10 protein-coding genes are annotated in these 18,249 nt (G+C 41.3%); 3 read left to right on the top strand and 7 right to left on the bottom strand.

The features are described from left to right. Positions 1–69 precede the first annotated feature (69 nt). On the bottom strand, positions 70–240 hold the full coding sequence (locus tag AACU25_RS17875; protein WP_422641125.1) for a hypothetical protein: 171 nt from the start codon (positions 238–240) through the stop codon (positions 70–72). 411 nt (positions 241–651) lie between these two features. Between AACU25_RS17875 and AACU25_RS17880 the strand changes: the two genes are divergently transcribed. Then, the gene (locus AACU25_RS17880) at positions 652–7,692 is read left to right on the top strand and encodes an amino acid adenylation domain-containing protein (RefSeq protein ID WP_096577841.1); all 7,041 of its coding nucleotides are present in this window, start codon (positions 652–654) and stop codon (positions 7,690–7,692) included. A gap of 565 nt (positions 7,693–8,257) precedes the next feature. Here the strand turns inward: AACU25_RS17880 and AACU25_RS17885 are convergent. Then, a complete protein-coding gene (locus AACU25_RS17885) occupies positions 8,258–9,049 on the bottom strand; it encodes a sulfite exporter TauE/SafE family protein (RefSeq protein ID WP_096577845.1) in 792 nt (263 codons plus the stop codon). 570 nt (positions 9,050–9,619) lie between these two features. On the opposite strand from AACU25_RS17885, the gene AACU25_RS17890 reads away from it, so the two are divergent. After that, on the top strand, positions 9,620–10,048 hold the full coding sequence (locus tag AACU25_RS17890) for a DUF7980 family protein (protein WP_096577847.1): 429 nt from the start codon (positions 9,620–9,622) through the stop codon (positions 10,046–10,048). 55 nt (positions 10,049–10,103) lie between these two features. Here the strand turns inward: AACU25_RS17890 and AACU25_RS17895 are convergent, their stop codons facing one another. Both AACU25_RS17895 and zwf read right to left on the bottom strand, forming a co-directional pair. Continuing rightward, positions 10,104–10,907: a prohibitin family protein gene (locus AACU25_RS17895; RefSeq protein ID WP_096577849.1), complete on the bottom strand. Its 804-nt coding sequence runs from the start codon at positions 10,905–10,907 to the stop codon at positions 10,104–10,106. Between the two features lie 726 nt (positions 10,908–11,633). Further along, positions 11,634–13,013, bottom strand: a complete 1,380-nt coding sequence (gene zwf / locus AACU25_RS17900) for a glucose-6-phosphate dehydrogenase (RefSeq protein ID WP_096577850.1) — start codon at positions 13,011–13,013, stop codon at positions 11,634–11,636. A gap of 462 nt (positions 13,014–13,475) precedes the next feature. On the opposite strand from zwf, the gene AACU25_RS17905 reads away from it, so the two are divergent. Then, on the top strand, positions 13,476–14,369 hold the full coding sequence (locus AACU25_RS17905; protein WP_096577852.1) for a hypothetical protein: 894 nt from the start codon (positions 13,476–13,478) through the stop codon (positions 14,367–14,369). Between the two features lie 146 nt (positions 14,370–14,515). Here AACU25_RS17905 and AACU25_RS17910 read toward each other — a convergent pair whose 3' ends face one another. From AACU25_RS17910 to AACU25_RS17920, 3 genes are all read right to left on the bottom strand, one after another. Next, positions 14,516–15,184: a cytochrome c oxidase subunit 3 gene (locus tag AACU25_RS17910; RefSeq protein WP_096577854.1), complete on the bottom strand. Its 669-nt coding sequence runs from the start codon at positions 15,182–15,184 to the stop codon at positions 14,516–14,518. A gap of 126 nt (positions 15,185–15,310) precedes the next feature. Beyond that, a complete protein-coding gene (gene ctaD, locus AACU25_RS17915) occupies positions 15,311–16,996 on the bottom strand; it encodes a cytochrome c oxidase subunit I (protein ID WP_096577856.1) in 1,686 nt (561 codons plus the stop codon). Further along, positions 16,986–17,906: a cytochrome c oxidase subunit II gene (locus AACU25_RS17920; RefSeq protein ID WP_096577858.1), complete on the bottom strand. Its 921-nt coding sequence runs from the start codon at positions 17,904–17,906 to the stop codon at positions 16,986–16,988. The genes ctaD and AACU25_RS17920 overlap by 11 nt, the downstream gene beginning before the upstream one ends. Positions 17,907–18,249 lie beyond the last annotated feature (343 nt).

The following is an 18,249-nucleotide window of genomic DNA, read 5'->3' on the forward strand; positions in this document are numbered from 1 at the left end:
CAGGGAGAAGGGGATAGGGGATGAGGGCGCGAGGTATTTGTACAACGCCCGCCCTATATAGCTTTTAGCTTAAGTTGACACCAATGGCATCTTGTCCGCCCCGAAGCTAACATCGCCATGATTATCTGGTTCAATTGCCGCATTCTCGTAACGTTTATCTGCGGTAGCAAGCATTGTAGTAGTGATAAAATGTCGGGCATGGGTTGATTGTGGCTTTTGAGTTCTCGTTTGGGAAGACAATAACTCTACTACATCAGCTCTCTCTCTTCACCCTGTTATTTTGGCCAAGGTATTGATGAAAATGGGATAATTTATTTTCTGACAGTCCCTTACGCCAAAAAGAATATTCCTTTAGTTAGAATCATAAAATCTAGGGATATCATAATATAATTTTCTGTCTGCTACGGACTCAAGATAACTGCTAATTTTAACAACTAAAAGGTCAAATATTTCAAAGTAAAAGTTTGTAACCATCCAGACTTATTAGTTTGCTCTGGTCAAATAAAAGTATAGCAATTCCCACAGTGGTGAGGTGCAGCCAAAAAGAATTAACCGCTCATAGAAGAGGATGGACGTAGATCAATATGTACTGCAGCAGACCAGGAAACTCTATATATAAATAGAAACAATAATTGATAATAGTAAATTAATATGATGATATTAAATTCTTTAATCAATACTAATATAATACTAGAGCCAAGTAATGCTTTCGATAACATTAATTGGGCAGTCCGATTAAGCGGTAACCTCAAAATAGAAATTCTGCAACAGGCTTTAAATGCGATCGCATCCCATCATCAAAAAGTGCGATCGCATTTTAGTTCTGGGGATGCACAGTTAGTAGAACTGATAGTGTTAACAACTGAATCTGAGCTAGAAGTACAACGGCTGCTACAACAAGAAAGCCAACGTTCCTTCAATTTAGCATCAGGCTTGATTTTGCGAGCTTGTTTATTGCAGCTAGCGCCACAAGAGCAAATCTTATTGTTAGTTACCCATTCCCAGCACTCTTGGCTAATGGATATTCTTGGGCAAGAGTTAGTACGGATGTATCAAGCTTTGCTAGAAGGCAAACCTCACCCATTTTCTATTCAAGATGATGATCGTACTATTGGGCAAGAGCAACTCAACTATTGGCAACAGCAGCTTGCTCTTGCGCCGCCAGTGCTGGAATTACCGACAGACCGTCCTCGTCCACCAGTTCAAACATACAGAGGTGCAGAGCAAGCTTTTACCCTCTCTGGGGATTTAAGCCAAGCATTGCAAACACTGTCACAGCAAGAAGGTGTGACATTATTCATCACCTTGTTAGCTGCATTCCAGACTCTTTTGTATCGCTACAGCCGACAAGAAGATATTTTAGTTGGTTCTGCGATCGCAGAACGCAACCATCAAGAAATTGAGGGATTAATTGGCTTTTTTGCCAATATCCTAGTCATGCGTACCAATATGTCTGGTAATCCTAGTTTTCGGGAATTGCTCCAGAGAGTGCGGCAGGTAGTATCTAGTGCTGATGCACACAAAGATTTACCCTTTGAGAAACTGGTTGAACAACTGCAAATAGAGCGTTCGTTAAGCTATCACCCCTTATTCCAGGTGATGTTTATCCTGCAAAATACTCCTGACCAAGATTTGCAGTTACCAGGATTAAGTGTGGTACACCAAGAAATTCACACTGGTAAGACAGCATTTGATCTCACCTTGGAGATGTTAGATACACCCACAGGTATCAAGGGGAAGGTACAGTACAATACTGACTTGTTTGACGGTGCCACCATCGCGCGGATGATTGAGCATTTACAAACCTTGCTGGCGGGGATTGTGACTCACCCAGAGCAAAATATCGCTACATTACCACTACTGACACCTAGGGAACAGCATCAACTTTTGCAGCAATGGAACGATACTCAAGTTGACTATCCCCAACAATGTATTCATCTACTCTTTGAGCAACAGGTAGAACGCACGCCCGATGCAGTAGCAATAGTATTCCATCATCAACAATTGACCTATCGGGAATTGAATCAACGGGCAAATCAACTTGCACAGCATTTACAAAGCTTGGGTGTAGCCCCCGAAGTCCTTGTAGGGATCTGTATTGAGCGTTCTATAGAAATGATTGTGGGAATGTTGGCTGTTCTTAAGGCTGGTGGTGCTTATGTGCCATTAGATCCTGCTTACCCTCAAGAACGGTTGGCATTCATGATGTCTGATGCTCAATTGCAGATTGTGCTGACTCAAAAACAGCTATTGACTCGTTTGCCTGAGCATCAAGCAACTGTATGTTTAGATACAGACTGGGGAGAAATATCTCAATATCCACAATCTGAGCCTGTCAGTAACGTGCAGGTAAGTAACTTAGCTTATATTATTTATACCTCTGGTTCCACAGGTAAACCCAAAGGTGTACTAGTGACCCATAAGGGACTATGTAACTTAGCTTTGGCACAAATTAAAAAATTTGATGTTCAGCCAACCAGCAGAATTCTGCAATTTGCTTCCTTTAGCTTTGATGCTTCGATTGCAGATGTTTTGATGGCATTGTGTTCTGGTGCAAGGCTATGTCTGACCAAAAAAGAGGCATTACTCCCAGGTAGTGATTTGATGCAAACCATCAATGAGTATCAAATTACTCACGTAGCTCTACCTCCTTCGGCATTAGCTGCCATGCCAAATCAGTCGCCTAAGAGCTTGCAAGTCATAATTGTAGCCGGAGAAGCCTGTGCAACAGAATTAGCAGCCCAATGGTCTAGGAAAGTACGCTTTTTCAATGCTTACGGCCCAACAGAATCCACTGTCTGCGCCACAATGGCCGAATATACTGATGCTAGCCAAAAGCTGACTCTTGGCCGCCCCATTGCCAATAGCTTTGTTTATATTCTCGATGCTTATTTGCAACCTGTACCGATTGGGATAGCAGGGGAAGTACATATTGGTGGTATTGGTTTAGCGCGAGGTTATCTCAACCGTCCAGAACTAACTCTAGAGAAATTTATACCTAATCCATTTAGTACGGAAACGGTCAGTCGTCTGTATAAAACTGGAGATTTAGCACGATACTTACCAGATGGAAACATAGAATTTTTAGGAAGAATTGACGACCAAGTAAAAATTCGTGGTTTCCGCATTGAATTGGGAGAAATAGAAGCTGCGATCGCTCAACATTCCCTTGTTCAACAAGCAGTAGTCACTGTGCGCGAAGATATTCCTGGTGACAAGCGCCTTGTCGCATATATCGTTACTCAGTCCCAGCCTGCACCAACCACAAGCGAATGGCGGAGTTTTCTCAAGCAAAGCTTACCAGACTACATGATACCGAATGCGTTTGTAGTCTTAGAAACGCTGCCGTTAACACCAAATGGCAAAGTAGACCGCCGCGCCTTACCAGCACCAGAGACAGAGAGCATTAATCTAGCCACAAACTATGTAGCACCAAGCACCCCTACACAAAAAGCCATAGCCGCAATCTGGGCGCAAGTTTTGGGTGTAGAAAAAATCGGCATCAATGACAACTTCTTTGAGTTGGGAGGACACTCTTTACTAGCAACGCAAGTTATTTCCCGCATCCGCCAAGCTTTCAAAGTAGATATCGCCCTACAATTACTTTTCGCCCAACCAACCATCGCTCAGTTAACACAGCTCATTCAACAGCAAGCACAAAACACACAGCAGTTACAGCCAATACCTCAAGCTAGCCGCGAGTCAATCTCCTTATCTTTTGCCCAACAGCGAGTCTGGTTTTTAGAGCAACTAGAACCAAATAGTTCGGCGTATATCATTACCGATGCCCAGCGCTTGCAAGGGAAACTGAATATTGATTTTTTGCAACAGTCTTTAGATACAATTGTTGCCCAGCACGAAGCTCTTAGAACTACTTTTATTCCTGGGGATGATGGAAGTCCCATCCAAATAATTAACCCACCAAAGCCAGTTGAACTGAAGATAGTTGATTTGCGATCGCATCTCCAGTCAATAGCACAAATCCTCAATCAAGAGGCACAACGACCCTTCAACTTGGCATCAGACTTAATGGTGCGCGCTACCTTAGTGCAAATTGATACCCAAGAGCAGATATTGATGCTAGCCATGCATCATATCGCCTCTGATGGCTGGTCTACAGGCATTTTCTGGCAGCAGTTAGCAGCAGTATACAAAGCATTATTGGAAGGGTTACCTTCGCCTCTGACACCTTTACCGATCCAATATGCAGATTTTGCAGTTTGGCAACGTCAATATTTATCTGGTAAGCTGCTGCAAACAGAGCTCGACTACTGGAAAAATCAACTAGCAGGTGCGCCAACTGTCTTAGAATTACCTGCAGACCGACCGCGCTCCCCAATGCAAACTTATCGGGGAGCCAGTGAATCGTTGAATTTATCCTCAACATTGAGTGCATCACTCACCATGCTGTCACGTCAACAAGGTGTAACTTTGTTCATGACTCTCTTGGCAGCTTTTGGCACTCTACTGCACCGCTATACTGGGCAAGAAGACATTCTCATCGGTTCGCCAATTGCTGGTCGCAACCGTGCAGAGATTGAGGAACTCATTGGATTTTTTATCAATACAGTTGTCTTACGGACTCAATTTGCTGAAGACCCTAGTTTTGTTAACCTACTAGCGCAAGTCCGGGAAGTAGCATTAGCAGCTTATGCCCATCAAGATCTGCCCTTTGAAAAACTAGTGGAAGAACTTCATGGAGAACGAGATACCAGCCGCCATCCGATATTCCAAGTTTGGTTTAATATGCTCAACTTGGGGGATATGCAAGTGGAAATTCCGGAACTGAATATTGAACCAGTTTCCTTAGTGGAAGCTCCTTCCAAGTTTGACTTAACTCTGTATGTTCGCGAACAACAACAGGGAATTCAATTGCATTTAGTTTACAATGCTGACCTGTTTAACGCCGAACGGATGCAGGAAATGTTACAGCAATTCCAGCATTTACTGAGTCAGATAGTTGCAGTTCCCCAGCAGTCAATCAGTTTTTATTCTTTGATGACACCAGCATCGCAATCTCTGCTGCCAAAACCCAGCGCCATTTTGCCACAGCCAGATTACGAATTAGTTACCAGAGTATTTACTGCTTGGGTAGATAGAAATCCAGACCAGACAGCACTACGTCAAGGCAATCGCAATTGGAGTTATCAAGAATTAGGCGATCGCGCTACTACTTTAGCTAAGACACTAGTATCAAATGGCGTAAAGTCAGGGGATGTTGTTGCTGTCTTCGGCACCAAATCCTTTGGGCTAATTGCCAGTACTATCGGTATCCTCTTAAGTAGCGGCGTGCTTTTAACTATCGATCCACAACTGCCCCGCTATCGCCAAGAACTGATGCTACAAGCGGCGAAGGCAAAATATCTAATCTATATTGATGGTGAGTATTCAGAAGTTAGCGAGCTCTGGCAATCTCTCGTTCTTATTTGCGTAGATTCCCAGAGTGGAGAAGTAATAAATCTTTCTCTAGATGGAAGTCAAGTTGTAGAACTACCACATATCAAAGGAGATGATGCTGCTTATATCTTCTTTACATCCGGGACGACAGGCATACCTAAGGGTGTGTTGGGCTGTCATAAAGGATTAGCACATTTTCTCGCTTGGCAACGGCAGACCTTTAACATCGGGCCGCAAGACCGAGTTGCCCAATTAACTGCACTTTCCTTTGATGTTGTCCTCAGAGATATCTTCTTGCCTTTAACTAGTGGTGCTACTTTATGTTTGCCAGAACCAGGGGATAACCTAGACCCAACCAGAATTCTGCGTTACTTGGAACAAGAACAAATTTCTGTAATGCACACAGTTCCTTCCTTAGCGCAATCTTGGTTAGTGAATGTCCCAGCAGATATATCCTTGCAAAACTTACGCTGGTTGTTCTTTGCGGGAGAACCCCTGAAGCAAACACTTATACAGCAATGGCGCAAAGCTTTCCCAAATTCCGGTGAAATTGTCAATCTTTATGGGCCGACAGAAACAACTTTGGCTAAGTGTTATTATCCCGTCCCTGAGGAACCAACATCAGGAGTACAACCCATCGGCTTACCACTACCCCAAACCCAAGCACTAGTTTTTACACCCCATAATCAACTTTGCGGTATTGGGGAATTGGGCGAAATTGTCATTAGAACGCCATTCCGCAGTAAAGGCTACATCAACGCCACAGCAGAAAACCAAGCTCGATTTGTTCAGAATCCCTTGAATAATGACGAACAAGACTGGCTTTACTATACAGGCGATCGCGGCCGCTATCGTCCAGATGGCTTACTAGAAATTCTCGGTCGTCAAGATCATCAAATCAAGCTCCGAGGGATACGCATTGAACCTGGGGAAATTGAAAGCGTATTAACTCAATATCCAGATGTGTTCCAAGCTGTAGTCATTGCCCGTGAAGATATTCCCGGTGACAAACGCTTAGTAGCTTATATTACTGCCAGGGATACAGCACCCAGCATTAGCGATGTGCGGCGCTTTATCTCTACCAAGCTGCCACAGTACATGATTCCTTCAGCTTTTGTCTTACTGGATACCTTACCATTGACCCCGAACGGTAAAGTAGATCGCCGTGCCCTCAAAGCACCAGAATTATCTAGACAGGAACCAGAAGCCACCTTTGTTGCGCCTCGCAACCAACTAGAACGTCAGCTTGTGCAGATTTGGCAACAAGTTTTAGGTGTCGAGTCTATTGGAGTTAGAGATAATTTTTTTGAGCTAGGAGGACACTCACTACTAGCAGTCAAACTGTTTTGGTACATTGAGCAGACATTAGGTAAACATTTACCTTTGGCGAGTCTTTTCCAATCAGCAACCATTGAAGGGTTAGCTCAAATAATTAGCCCAGAAGAAAATCAGAAACAGGAAACATCGGATAATTACTCATCCCTCATAGCAATTAAACCCAGTGGTTCTAAACCACCTCTATTCTTAACTCATGCAATTTGGGGTAATGTGCTCTTCTATCGAGATTTAGCCATTTATTTAGATGCAGAACAACCAGTTTATGGTTTACAAGCACAGGGAATTAATCCCCAACAAACCCCGGTAACTTCCCTACAGGAAATGGCTGCTAACTACATTAGAGAAATTCGTCAGATTCAACCACAAGGCCCTTATTATCTCGGTGGCTTTTCTTTAGGTGGAATCATAACTTTTGAAATTGCCCAACAACTGCAAGCACAGGGCGAAAAAATTGCTTTACTGGCTATATTTGATATGTCAGCGCCAGGTTATGCTAGACCAACTGCCAAATCAGGTAACTCTCTATTGCACCATGCACGTAATTTGTTGAGTATGAATATTCAAGAACAAATAAATTATGTGTGGGCAAGGGTAGCTTGGCATTTAGAGCTAGGAAAAGCCAGCGGGTTAAATAGATTTTACCTGCGTTATATTAAACGCTCACTAGCAGAACTGCGACTTTTAGATGTAGCTTTAGCTAACGATCAAGCTCGTAAGAATTATGTACCATCAATCTATCCTGACAAATTGACTCTTTTGCGAACTACTGAGCAAAGTTTAGAGTCAGACAATGACCCCGAATGGGGCTGGGGTAAGCTGGTTGCTGGTGGAGTAGAAATTCATTACGTTCCTGGTGTTCACACTTCTGTAATGCATGAACCTCATGTACAAGTAGTTGCAGAAAAATTGCGGAATTGCTTAGACAAAGTTGCAGTGAGGCGCAGAAATACGGTGTGAATTTGCGGTTTAAACCATTGAATATTCGTTCTAAATTGCAATACAGTTCAGCTAAAAAAATAAATTGACAACAAAACAATAATTTTTGGAGGGGGTTTGGGGGACGCAACCGTCCCCCAATCGGGGGTTTGGGGGAGAATCCCCCAATTGAGTTAGCTGTTTCCACAACTGACAAATCAATCACTAATGATCTTCCTGGGGTAAATGTTGGTAATGGTACTTCCAACAAGTTTCCACAACTGACAAATCAATCACTAATGATCTTATCTGAACTGTATTGTTCTAAATTGGGCGAAATCATCCCATAATTAAGCAACGCCATTTTTTGCAGAAGTATTTACTGTGTCTAGCCATCCTACGGGAAAAGGGAAAGAAACAACCTTTCACCCTTAACCTTTAACCTTTTTCCCAAAAGCTATTTTGAGTTCAAAACCCTTAACCCAGTAGTATTGCATCCTAAGTTGATTGTTGATTATTTCAATAAATGGTCGATATTTTTATCTCTGATGTTGCTATTGTACTTTCATATATTTTTTAGCTGCGATCGCTTTAATGTTTAGCCTCTTTAATAGACTAACTTTAAGCTCACCATCATTAATAAAGAGTAAATAATAAATCGCAATGGTTTTTGCGGCGCAATTTGACAAACTTTAGCCCCAATTAATACTCCTGGTACAGAACCAAACCATATAGGTAATACTAAATTCCAATCAACAGTTCCCAAAGTGAGATGCCCAAGTGCAGTAAATAGCAAGAGAATCGCTGCTTGGGAAATATCTGTACCAACTAACTTCCTAGCATCTAAACGGAAAAATGCAATTAGCACTAGAGCAAACATCGAACCAGAAGCGACACTTGTGAGACTGACAATACAGCCTAAAAATGCTCCTATGCTGACAGTCTGCAAACGTCCTAATTGAGTGTTCAAGTCAAATTTTGGCAGTTCGGGTAATTTTAAGAGTGGAAAGAAAGTCAACAATAGCATTTGCACCAACGCCAAAAATGTGACTAACAAAATAGTGGCACCCAGCAAGTGCAGCATGAATTCATTCAGGTTATTCTCTGCCCGCATTTTAATCAGGTGTAATATCCCCACCCCAAACAAAGAACCAGGAACACTCCCCAAAGCCAGCCATTTTACCACTTCAGCATCTAGGGTTTGTTGCTGCCAGTGTTTGATTCCGCCTACGACTTTCATTAACGTCGCCGCTACAACATCAGAACTGACTGCTACAGCAGGTGGGACTTGAAAAACAAAAATCAACATCGGCGTGATGAGAGAAGCACCGCCAATTCCTGTTAGTCCTACAACAATACCAACTAGAAAGCTGAATAAAGGCAATAAGAAAAAATCCATATTCCTGTCCTTGAGTGGGGTTTCGTCAATCCGGTTTTCTTTAACTGAAACTAAAAGATTGGTTGTAACGCTCTTGTGCAGAGCTTTTCGGGCAAATGTAGATTTTAAGCAACTCCTGGTACATAATCACAAATAGCTAATTGCCGACGTGTTTACCGTATTTTAAAGCCAAAATATAGTAGAAGTCTATATTTTTGTGAAGTAATACCAAAACTTTGTATTATTTCAGATAAGTATTTAAAGCTAGTTTTTCAGACAAGCTAATTTAAATAAATGTTTACAACGCAGTATTCTCAACAATAGCAGTATTTCATAATACTACATTAATCCTAGCAGAATACAGGACTTAGTCAGACAAAGCAAGAATATTTCTTAGCGAGCAGAGGAAGCAGCCCCAATGAACCATTTCACCGTCAAACAGAAAGTCGAGGCGGGGATTTTGACTCAGTCCTCAGCACTTTCAAGCTAGACTCAATAGCTGACAGAAGTTCATAACTCTACCATTCGGCTCTGGACTTTTTGGATTTTTTCTTCTAAAGTACGGTTAGTTGATGGAATTACTGTACAACAATGACTGAAATCCAAAATAGTGAGCAAGAGTTGTCATCACAGAATCTAGAAAATGTACCTAAAACACTCTTGCAAAAGGTTAGAGGTGGATTTTTATTAGTAATTGGATATTTATTATCACCATTATGTTGGTGGAACGATTTGGTATTCAATTTACCAATTGCTTATGTTTTTGGCTATGTTTGTAGCTTTTTATCCCCTAAATTAATGATGCCAGGAGTTATTATTGGTTACTGGCTATCAAATATTATTGGTATTCTGCTAATGCAAGCAGGTGCATTAGATATGTTGCAAAAACAAAACCAAGAACGCAATTTAAAAAAGGAACTCTTGACTGGTTTAGTTTCGTCAACTGCTTATACATTCTTGATAGTGCTACTAATCCAATTTAAAATTCTCGATACTCCTAATTTCTTCTCTGGTAGTTAACAGAAAAACCCAGATTATAATACTGGGTTTTTCATGGTTATAGCTAAACTATCGATTACTTGAATTTGAGAATTTCGCTGGGATTTAAAAAATTGGGTGTATCTTTAGTCATAATTAAAGGTAATTGCCCATCCCATTTTTGGATTGCTTGCCTCTCTAATATTTCATGAGTTAAAGTATCATGTAGCAATTTATTAATTTCTGCTTCTCCTTTTGCCAGATTTACTTTAGCTTCCGCCTCTTTAGCTGCTTTGAGTGCTAAAAATTCCGCTCTTTTAGCATCTTGTTCTGCAATTTGTTTAGCCTCAACCGCTTCACTGAATTTATCAGAAAAATTGACATGAACAAGCGAAATATCATCAACTGCAATATGGTAGCCATGCAATCTTGTAGTTAATGCATCATCCACTCCAGATTTTACGTCTCCCCTTTTAGTAACTATTTCTTCTGCCGTATACTTTGCTACAACTGCCTTCAAAACTTCTTCTACAGATGGATTAATAATTGTTTCAACTACATTTTTTTCATCACCAATCTCTTGAAAAATTATATAGGTTTCTTCTGGGATAATGTGCCAGTTTAAGGCTACATCAGTGAAGATATCTTGTAAATCTTTAGAAGAGGCTTCCGCACATATTTCTTGTTTTTGAATTCTGACGTTAATTTTTTTGACGGTATTAACAATAGGGATAATTAAATGTATACCTTCTTGTAGAACAGTTTCTTCCACTCTCCCAAATTGCATTAATACACCCCGTTCTCCGGGATTTATTATCACAAAAGGTGTTAGTATTATTGTTATTAAACATAAAATTGCAGTTATTTTACCAGCCTTATTAGTTATTTTAATTTGTTTCATCGCGCTAAATATATATCTCTTCTCAATTAATAAATAGTTTTTATCATAAAGATTTTACAACAAAAATGTTAAATAAGATTTTATCAATCTGGAATAAATATTGATTACGCAATAATCTATATAGTTCAAATTAGTCGAAGTTAAATATTTTTAAATGAGAAGATATTTATAATAAATCTTGGTGTCCAAATATTTTTAAACCACAAAGACACTGATATTTTTAAACTAATACCATTTTGAAAAAAGAACGCGACAGATGGGTAGGGGCACGGCACCAGTAAGATATTCGATAGGCCAAAGAATTGTGGATGCCGTGCCCTAATAAAGGATTTATATGCCTTTTGACTTCCGCGTAGCGTTACTAGTCTCAATTTCTTAATTGCGGATGGGTGTAATACTATTTCTCTAAATCTAGGCTACAGATAATTCTCTGCTGCCTATATGTAGCCATATTTTGGAGAATTGATATAACTCTTGCCATGCCCCATGCCCAAAAACTCAACCCACAAGGGGGTAAGGCAATACTAATTGGTTAAGGGGAAAAAGGGAAAAGGAAAAAGGGAAAGAACAAACCTTTAACCCTTAACCTTTAACCTTTCCCCCAAAACCTATTTTGAGTTCAAAACGCTTAACCGAGTATATTGGGTGGAGTTTTCATTGCAGAACGGAATGACTCTATTTTTGAGCGCACAGCAAGCGGCTGCAGGCATTCCTGAGCAATATCTCCTACTCCCTGGTTAAGGGATTGTACCAGCGATCGCTCGGCAAGAGTAGTTTATCTGACTCAGGTGGGCCCCATGTATTTGGCTCATATTCGTAAACGGGTGTGACGCTATCGAGAATTGACTGGACAATCCGCCATTCCTCTTCCACCGTATCTTCGCGAACAAATAAGGTGGGATCGCCCCGCATGGCATCGCCTAATAGACGTTCATAGGGTTCCATCTCGTCCCCGCCTCCGTAAAAGGCCAAAAGTTCAACCGCAGAGCCGATCATGTCTTCGCCTGGGATTTTAGTGCGCGCACCCAGCCCAACGATTACCTCTGGATCTAGTAGAAACCGAACATAATGAGTGTTTTCTTTTCCCCCTTCTTTGAACACATCTAAAGGTGGACACTTGAGCTTGACCATCACTTCAGTTGTCTTCACAGGCAATTTCTTCCCAGCGCGGATGTAGATGGGAACTCCTGACCACCGCCAGGTATTAATAAATAGCCGCACTGCCACAAAAGTTTCTACTTGGGATTGGGGAGAAACACCTTCTTCGTCGCGGTAACCGCGAAATTGACCGCGAATAATGTCATTAGCTTGCAGTGAAGGTATAGCTTTGAGAATACGCTCTTTTTCATCCCGGATGGCATCAGGAGCATTACTAGCGGGTGCATCCATGCAAACTGAAGCTAATACTTGCAGCATATGGTTTTCCACCACATCCCGAATTGCACCAGTCTCCTCATAGAAGTGCCCCCGTCCTTGAATGCCAAAATTTTCTGCCATGACAATCTGGATGCTTTCAACATAGTTACGATTCCAGATTGGTTCGAGAAATGAGTTAGCAAACCGAAAATAGAGTAAATTTAGCAGTGGTTCTTTGCCCAGATAATGGTCGATGCGATAGATAGAAGTTTCGGGAAACACCGATGCCAGAATTTGGTTTAACTCACGTGCTGATTGCAAATCCCGGCCAAAGGGTTTTTCGATCACTACGCGGGCATTTTTAGCACAACCTGATTTACCCAGTCCTTCTACTACTTGGCCAAACAGACTAGGCGGAATTGCCAGATAGTAGAGAGGACGAGTGGCATTACCCAAGGCTTGACTTAATTTTTCGTAAGTTTCTGGTTTGTTGTAGTCACCAGAGACATACTGCAGCAATGAGGAAAGTTGATCAAACGCTGCTTGATTTACACCACCATAATGTTCCAGGCTATCACGCGCCCTTTCCCTAAGTTGATCGGTCGTCCAAGGTCGTCCGGCAACACCAATCACCGGCACATTGAGATTACCCCGCCTCACCATTGCCTGGAGACTGGGAAAGATTTTCTTGTATGCTAGGTCACCTGTTGCCCCGAAAAATACTAGTGCGTCTGAATGAAGAGTTTCCATGACGAATCTCTTGAGGAATTAGCTTTTTCATGATATCCGCCAAACTGAAAGCGCATGGCTGACAGACAACAGTGTATCAGCAAAATCTGCTTTAATACGGGAGATTAAGTAAGTAAACAGTACAAAAATAGTGCTTTATCTGCTGCCAGATTTGAGAGAATTGGTATTATTTGACCAATACCTTTGCCAATTTACGAGGGTAAGTTCATGTATTAACGTCCTTTCCTCTAGGGTTGGGCAAAAACAATAGATCCTAAAAATTCCTTGTTGATTTATCGCAAAGCTTTTTTTGGCGTGCTTTCGTATGATCAAGAGTTTTAGCCTATAATCTAGCTTTTAAGCTCAAGGCTTATGTATCGGTTATTTTGCCATTTTTGCGAAATTTTTTTTACCCTCTTATTTTGGCGAAGGTATTGTTGATTGTATGGCTTTTTAAATAATAAAAGTAAGGATTTTAGCAAAATGACCAGCGAACATACAGAAACAGAACAGGCAACACAGACCAAGGAACAAACACCAGCAGGTATGTTTCAAGCAATTGGCGTAATTACAGGGGATGTGACTTTTATCAAAGATGAGGAGAGAAATAAATATATTGCAAACATCACCATAGGACAGTATCAGTACAACCTATTTCCTCATGGCTCATCATGGAGCAAATTAGCATCTTTTAATGGGCTGCGGAAACAGATAGAATCTACAGGTATTAGCAAACAAAAATTGATTGTTTACCCCAAAATTACACATTACCCAAGCAGAGAGCAGCAACATAAGATAGCATTCCAATTGGTTGCATTCGAGAACGATAATGTAGAAAACTCAATCTCACAAGAATTAAATGACCTGGAATTTAAGCTTTCGGGTTTATGGCAATTCATCCCAGTTTGTAAAACACCATGCATCACGGTGATGAGGAATTTTAGTGATGAACGCTTAGAGTACATTAAACAAGCTCAACTGAGCAGTAAGGTCAACTTTATGAAAGCTGCTCATATTCCCTTGATGTGGAAAGATGCACCTGTAAAACCTTTTAGGTTTAACCCAAAGTTGGAAAAAGAGCAGCAGGGTAAAGCAATGTTTGTCAGCATCAAAGCCAGGTTTATCCCTGGTAAAGATATGTTCGGGTTTGATTCTCTTTTAGGTATGCCACAGGATGAACCACCAAAGTATTTGAAGGCAGGTAAAAAAGATAAGGCTGAAGTCCTGAAGAGTAAGTTAGCTTTTAAGCGCCAAAGAACTTCTAACGAACAGATAAAAGGAACCATTAAGCCGAAAGTTGTTCTCAAAAAACTTGATCCAGTAGAAACAAATCCAGCAGCAGTGATAGAAAAGCCAAAACTAAAACCTAAAAGTTAGGCTCATTTAGCAACGCATTTTCACGAAATTAGCAGGTTTTCAATGTTTGGGTGAGATGCGTTGATGAATTCAATTCATAATGTAATTCATGTTGATTTTAGTCGTCGTTGTCTTGTTGCATCACAGCAGTCTCCAATGCGATGTTTTTATGGTTGCCAAAGATAGAGAAGTGAGAAAAGAAAAACCCAAATTATATCAACAAAGTGCCAAAACAAAGTACTAGCACTCACACCAAAATGACCCTGATCGTAGTTACCTCGAATGAAGGAGCGGACAAGCATAGTAATTTGCAGAATGACACCAGTGAGAACATGTAGACTGTGAAAACCTGTTAATACATAAAATGTCGCACCAACTAAACCTGTACTTAACCTAAAATTAAGGTTGCTCCACTCAATTCCTTGAGCGATTAAGAAATAGGTTCCCATACAAATTGTCATCAACCACAGCCAACGAAACCTCACTAACCTGCCACGTTTGAGAGCATTTTCTGCTGGTTGAATCACAAAGCTGCTGGAAAGTAACACCACCGTGTTAATAATTACAAAAGTAGACAATTCTGGCCCCGAAACACCAGGTGGTAGCCAATTTCCTGAATGTGTTAATCGCAGACCAACGTAGGTAAAAATAAAGCTCAAAAAGACTATACTTTCTGACAACAGGAACACGGTAAACCCAAACATTCCTTTGCCATGATGGTCTTCAGCACGTCCACCCCGAACTGGCAAAAAACGCTTGAGCCAATTTGGTAGGTATCGCCGCCATCGTTCCAAAGGGACAGGACTTTCATCTACATGAATTACGCCACGGTTCATAATTTTTGTGATTTGTCATTGGGTAATTGCTAATTGCTAATTGGTAATGGGTAATGGGGTGTTTGTCATTAATTATTTCTCCCCCTGCTCCCTGCCCCCTGCCCCCTTGCCTCATATCCCTAGTTCTCAAAGTTCTTGGTGATGATAATCGGGGGGTTCGATGACTGAGTATTTGGGATCGCCATAGTCGTAGGGGGGTCTTTTGACTACGGGAATTTCTTCAAAGTTATTTTGCGGTGGTGGTGAAGTGGTTGTCCATTCTAGTCCAGTGGCCAGCCAGGGATTGTTACTTGCTCTTTGTCCGTAGAGACAGGAACCCACCATATTGGCAATAAAAGGTAGTATCGACACTCCTAATAAAAATCCCCCTAGACTAGCAACGACATTCCATCCTTGATAACGCGGGTCGTAGGAGGAAATACGGCGTACCATTCCTTGTAAACCTAGTGGGAGCATCGGGAAAAAGGTAAGGTTAGCACCGATAAAGGTTAACCAAAAATGCACCTTTCCCCAGCCTTCGGCATACATCCGTCCAGTTATCTTGGGAAACCAATAATAAATGGCAGCAAAGATTGCCATTGTAATGGTGTTAAAGACAATGTAGTGGAAATGACCCACTATAAAGTAGGTATTATGCACATGAATATCAAATGGTACTGCTGCCAGCATGACTCCAGTGACACCACCAAGGAGAAACATGGCTGCACCTCCCATCGCGAACAGCATGGGTGTTTCTAGATGCAGTTTACTTTTCCAAATTGTGGCAGTCCAACCAAATGCTTTCACGCCAGTAGGTACAGCAACCAACATCGATGTCACCATAAATAACATCCGCATCCAGCCAGGGGTAGCACTGGTGAACATATGATGCACCCATACAAAGATGCTGACGATCGCAATACCTAAAGAAGCAACAGCTAATGACCTATAGCCAAATAAAGGGTTACGGGAAAAGGCTGGTAAAACTTCCGCAAAAATACCAAAGGCTGGTAGTGCCATGATATACACTGCGGGGTGCGAGTAGAACCAGAAGAGATGCTGGTAAATGATCGGGTCGCCATTTTCTAAGGGTTTGAAAAAATTTGTCCCAAAGCTGAGGTCAAATAACAGTAGTACCAATGCACCGGTTAAAGAAGGCAAATTCACTAGCTGCAACAACTGGGCGCTGAAAACTGACCACACAAACACAGGCATTCGGAAAAATGTCATTCCTGGTGCCCGCATCCAAAAGATGGTAGTCACAAAGTTGACAGCCCCCATAATGGAAGAGATGCCAATCAGGACAATACTTACAATCCAAATAAATTCACCGTTAATCGGCTGACCGGGAGGCACTTGCAGACTAATTGGCGGATAAGACCACCAACCAGACTGGGCTGTACCATTAGGTAAAAAGAAGCTAGATATTAATAAAATCCCACTGGGGGGAATAATCCAGAAAGATATGGCATTGAGTAGCGGAAACGCCATATCCCGCGCGCCAATCATTAGCGGTACTAGGTAGTTAGAGAGACCAGCATTGAATGGGATAATCCATAAAAAAATCATGATTGTCCCATGCAAGGTAAACAAGCCGTTGTACAAGGGACGATCAAGCACATTTGAGGCTGGCGTAATCAGTTCGGCACGGATCAGCATCGCCAACAGTCCGCCAATGAGAAAGAAAATGAACGTCGTCACCATGTACTGAACGCCGATTACCTTATGGTCAGTACTAAAGCTGAAATATCGTCGCCAGTTATGCAGAGACTCATTATCAGCGTTTTCAGAATCTCTATTCAGGATGATATTTTCACCAGAATCATGTGTCATTCATTACTTTCCTTTCATTTGCAATTGCTCTTGGCGCTGGTGCGACAGTGTACCAGTTGCTCTTCAACCAGGTTTTTGGCGGTTGGGTATACTCAGCAACAGCCTGATTTTCGTTGGTTGTTGGTTCTTGTTGGGCGTGACTTAACCACTGGTTATATTGCTCAAGAGATTCAATTTGAACATTGGCATCCATCAAAGCAAAGTAAGTCCCACTGAATAATGCATCTTTGAGCTTGTATTGGCCTATGCGTGTGGGTGTAACTACAATGTCTATGGAACGACCAGGGACAACATACTGCTGTAAGCGAAACTCAGGCACATAAAAACTGTGGAGTACGTCCTGAGCGTGCAGATTTAAGCGAGTCCGAAGATTTACAGGTAGATGCAATTCATTGCTAGTAATATTATTGGGATAGCGAAAAGTCCAATCCCACTGCTTGACAAAAACCTCAATAGTTTCAGATGCTGGTTTAGGTTTGTCTGCGATCGCTGCGGCATAGACTGGTTCTGAATCTAAAGGTGTATGCAAATGTACGACTTGCTGCAAACCGAGAATATCTAATTGCTGATAAATATTGAAACCTTGAAAAGCCAGCCACAGTACTAACAAAGTAGGCGCTGCTGTCCATAAAAATTCTAGTTTGAGGTCACCTCGCGATGGATGTCCTTCACTATAATCATTTTTGGGCGCGCGAAAGAAAATTACTGAGTACAGCATCATGCTTACAAGCCCAAAAATAATGAATGCACCTATTGAGGTTAAGAAGCTAAACAAACTATCAACTTTTTGCGCTTCTGCTGTAGCTTCAGGAGGCATCCAAGAATATGACCACTGCCCAATCCAATGGCTGATTGCGAGCAGCACTGCAATATAAACAGCTATTAGTAAATATTCTAAAAATCTCCCCATAATATTTTATTTAGTTAAGACTTTGTCATATAACTTAATTTGCCATCTGCCTCAAATTCAAATTGATATGACTTACACAAGTGTCATATTTTTTTCGTTTAGGTTTGTCCAGTGTCAAATGTCAAGAGTCCAAAAAAACTAATTTTTGACTCTTGACTCTTATGCCAGAGGATGACTGTGCCAAAAGCGTAAGCCTTGATTGATTCGGAAATTTTCTGGATATTTTTTAATCTAAGAATTGCTCTCACAAAAACCATTCTTAGTAACTATTGCCTGACATATAGTTTAAAAAAACTATCTTCGGGATGATTTATTATCAATACAAATTATTTGTTTCTATTTG

The organism is Tolypothrix tenuis PCC 7101 (assembly GCF_963874875.1).
Classification (GTDB): domain Bacteria; phylum Cyanobacteriota; class Cyanobacteriia; order Cyanobacteriales; family Nostocaceae; genus Aulosira; species Aulosira tenue.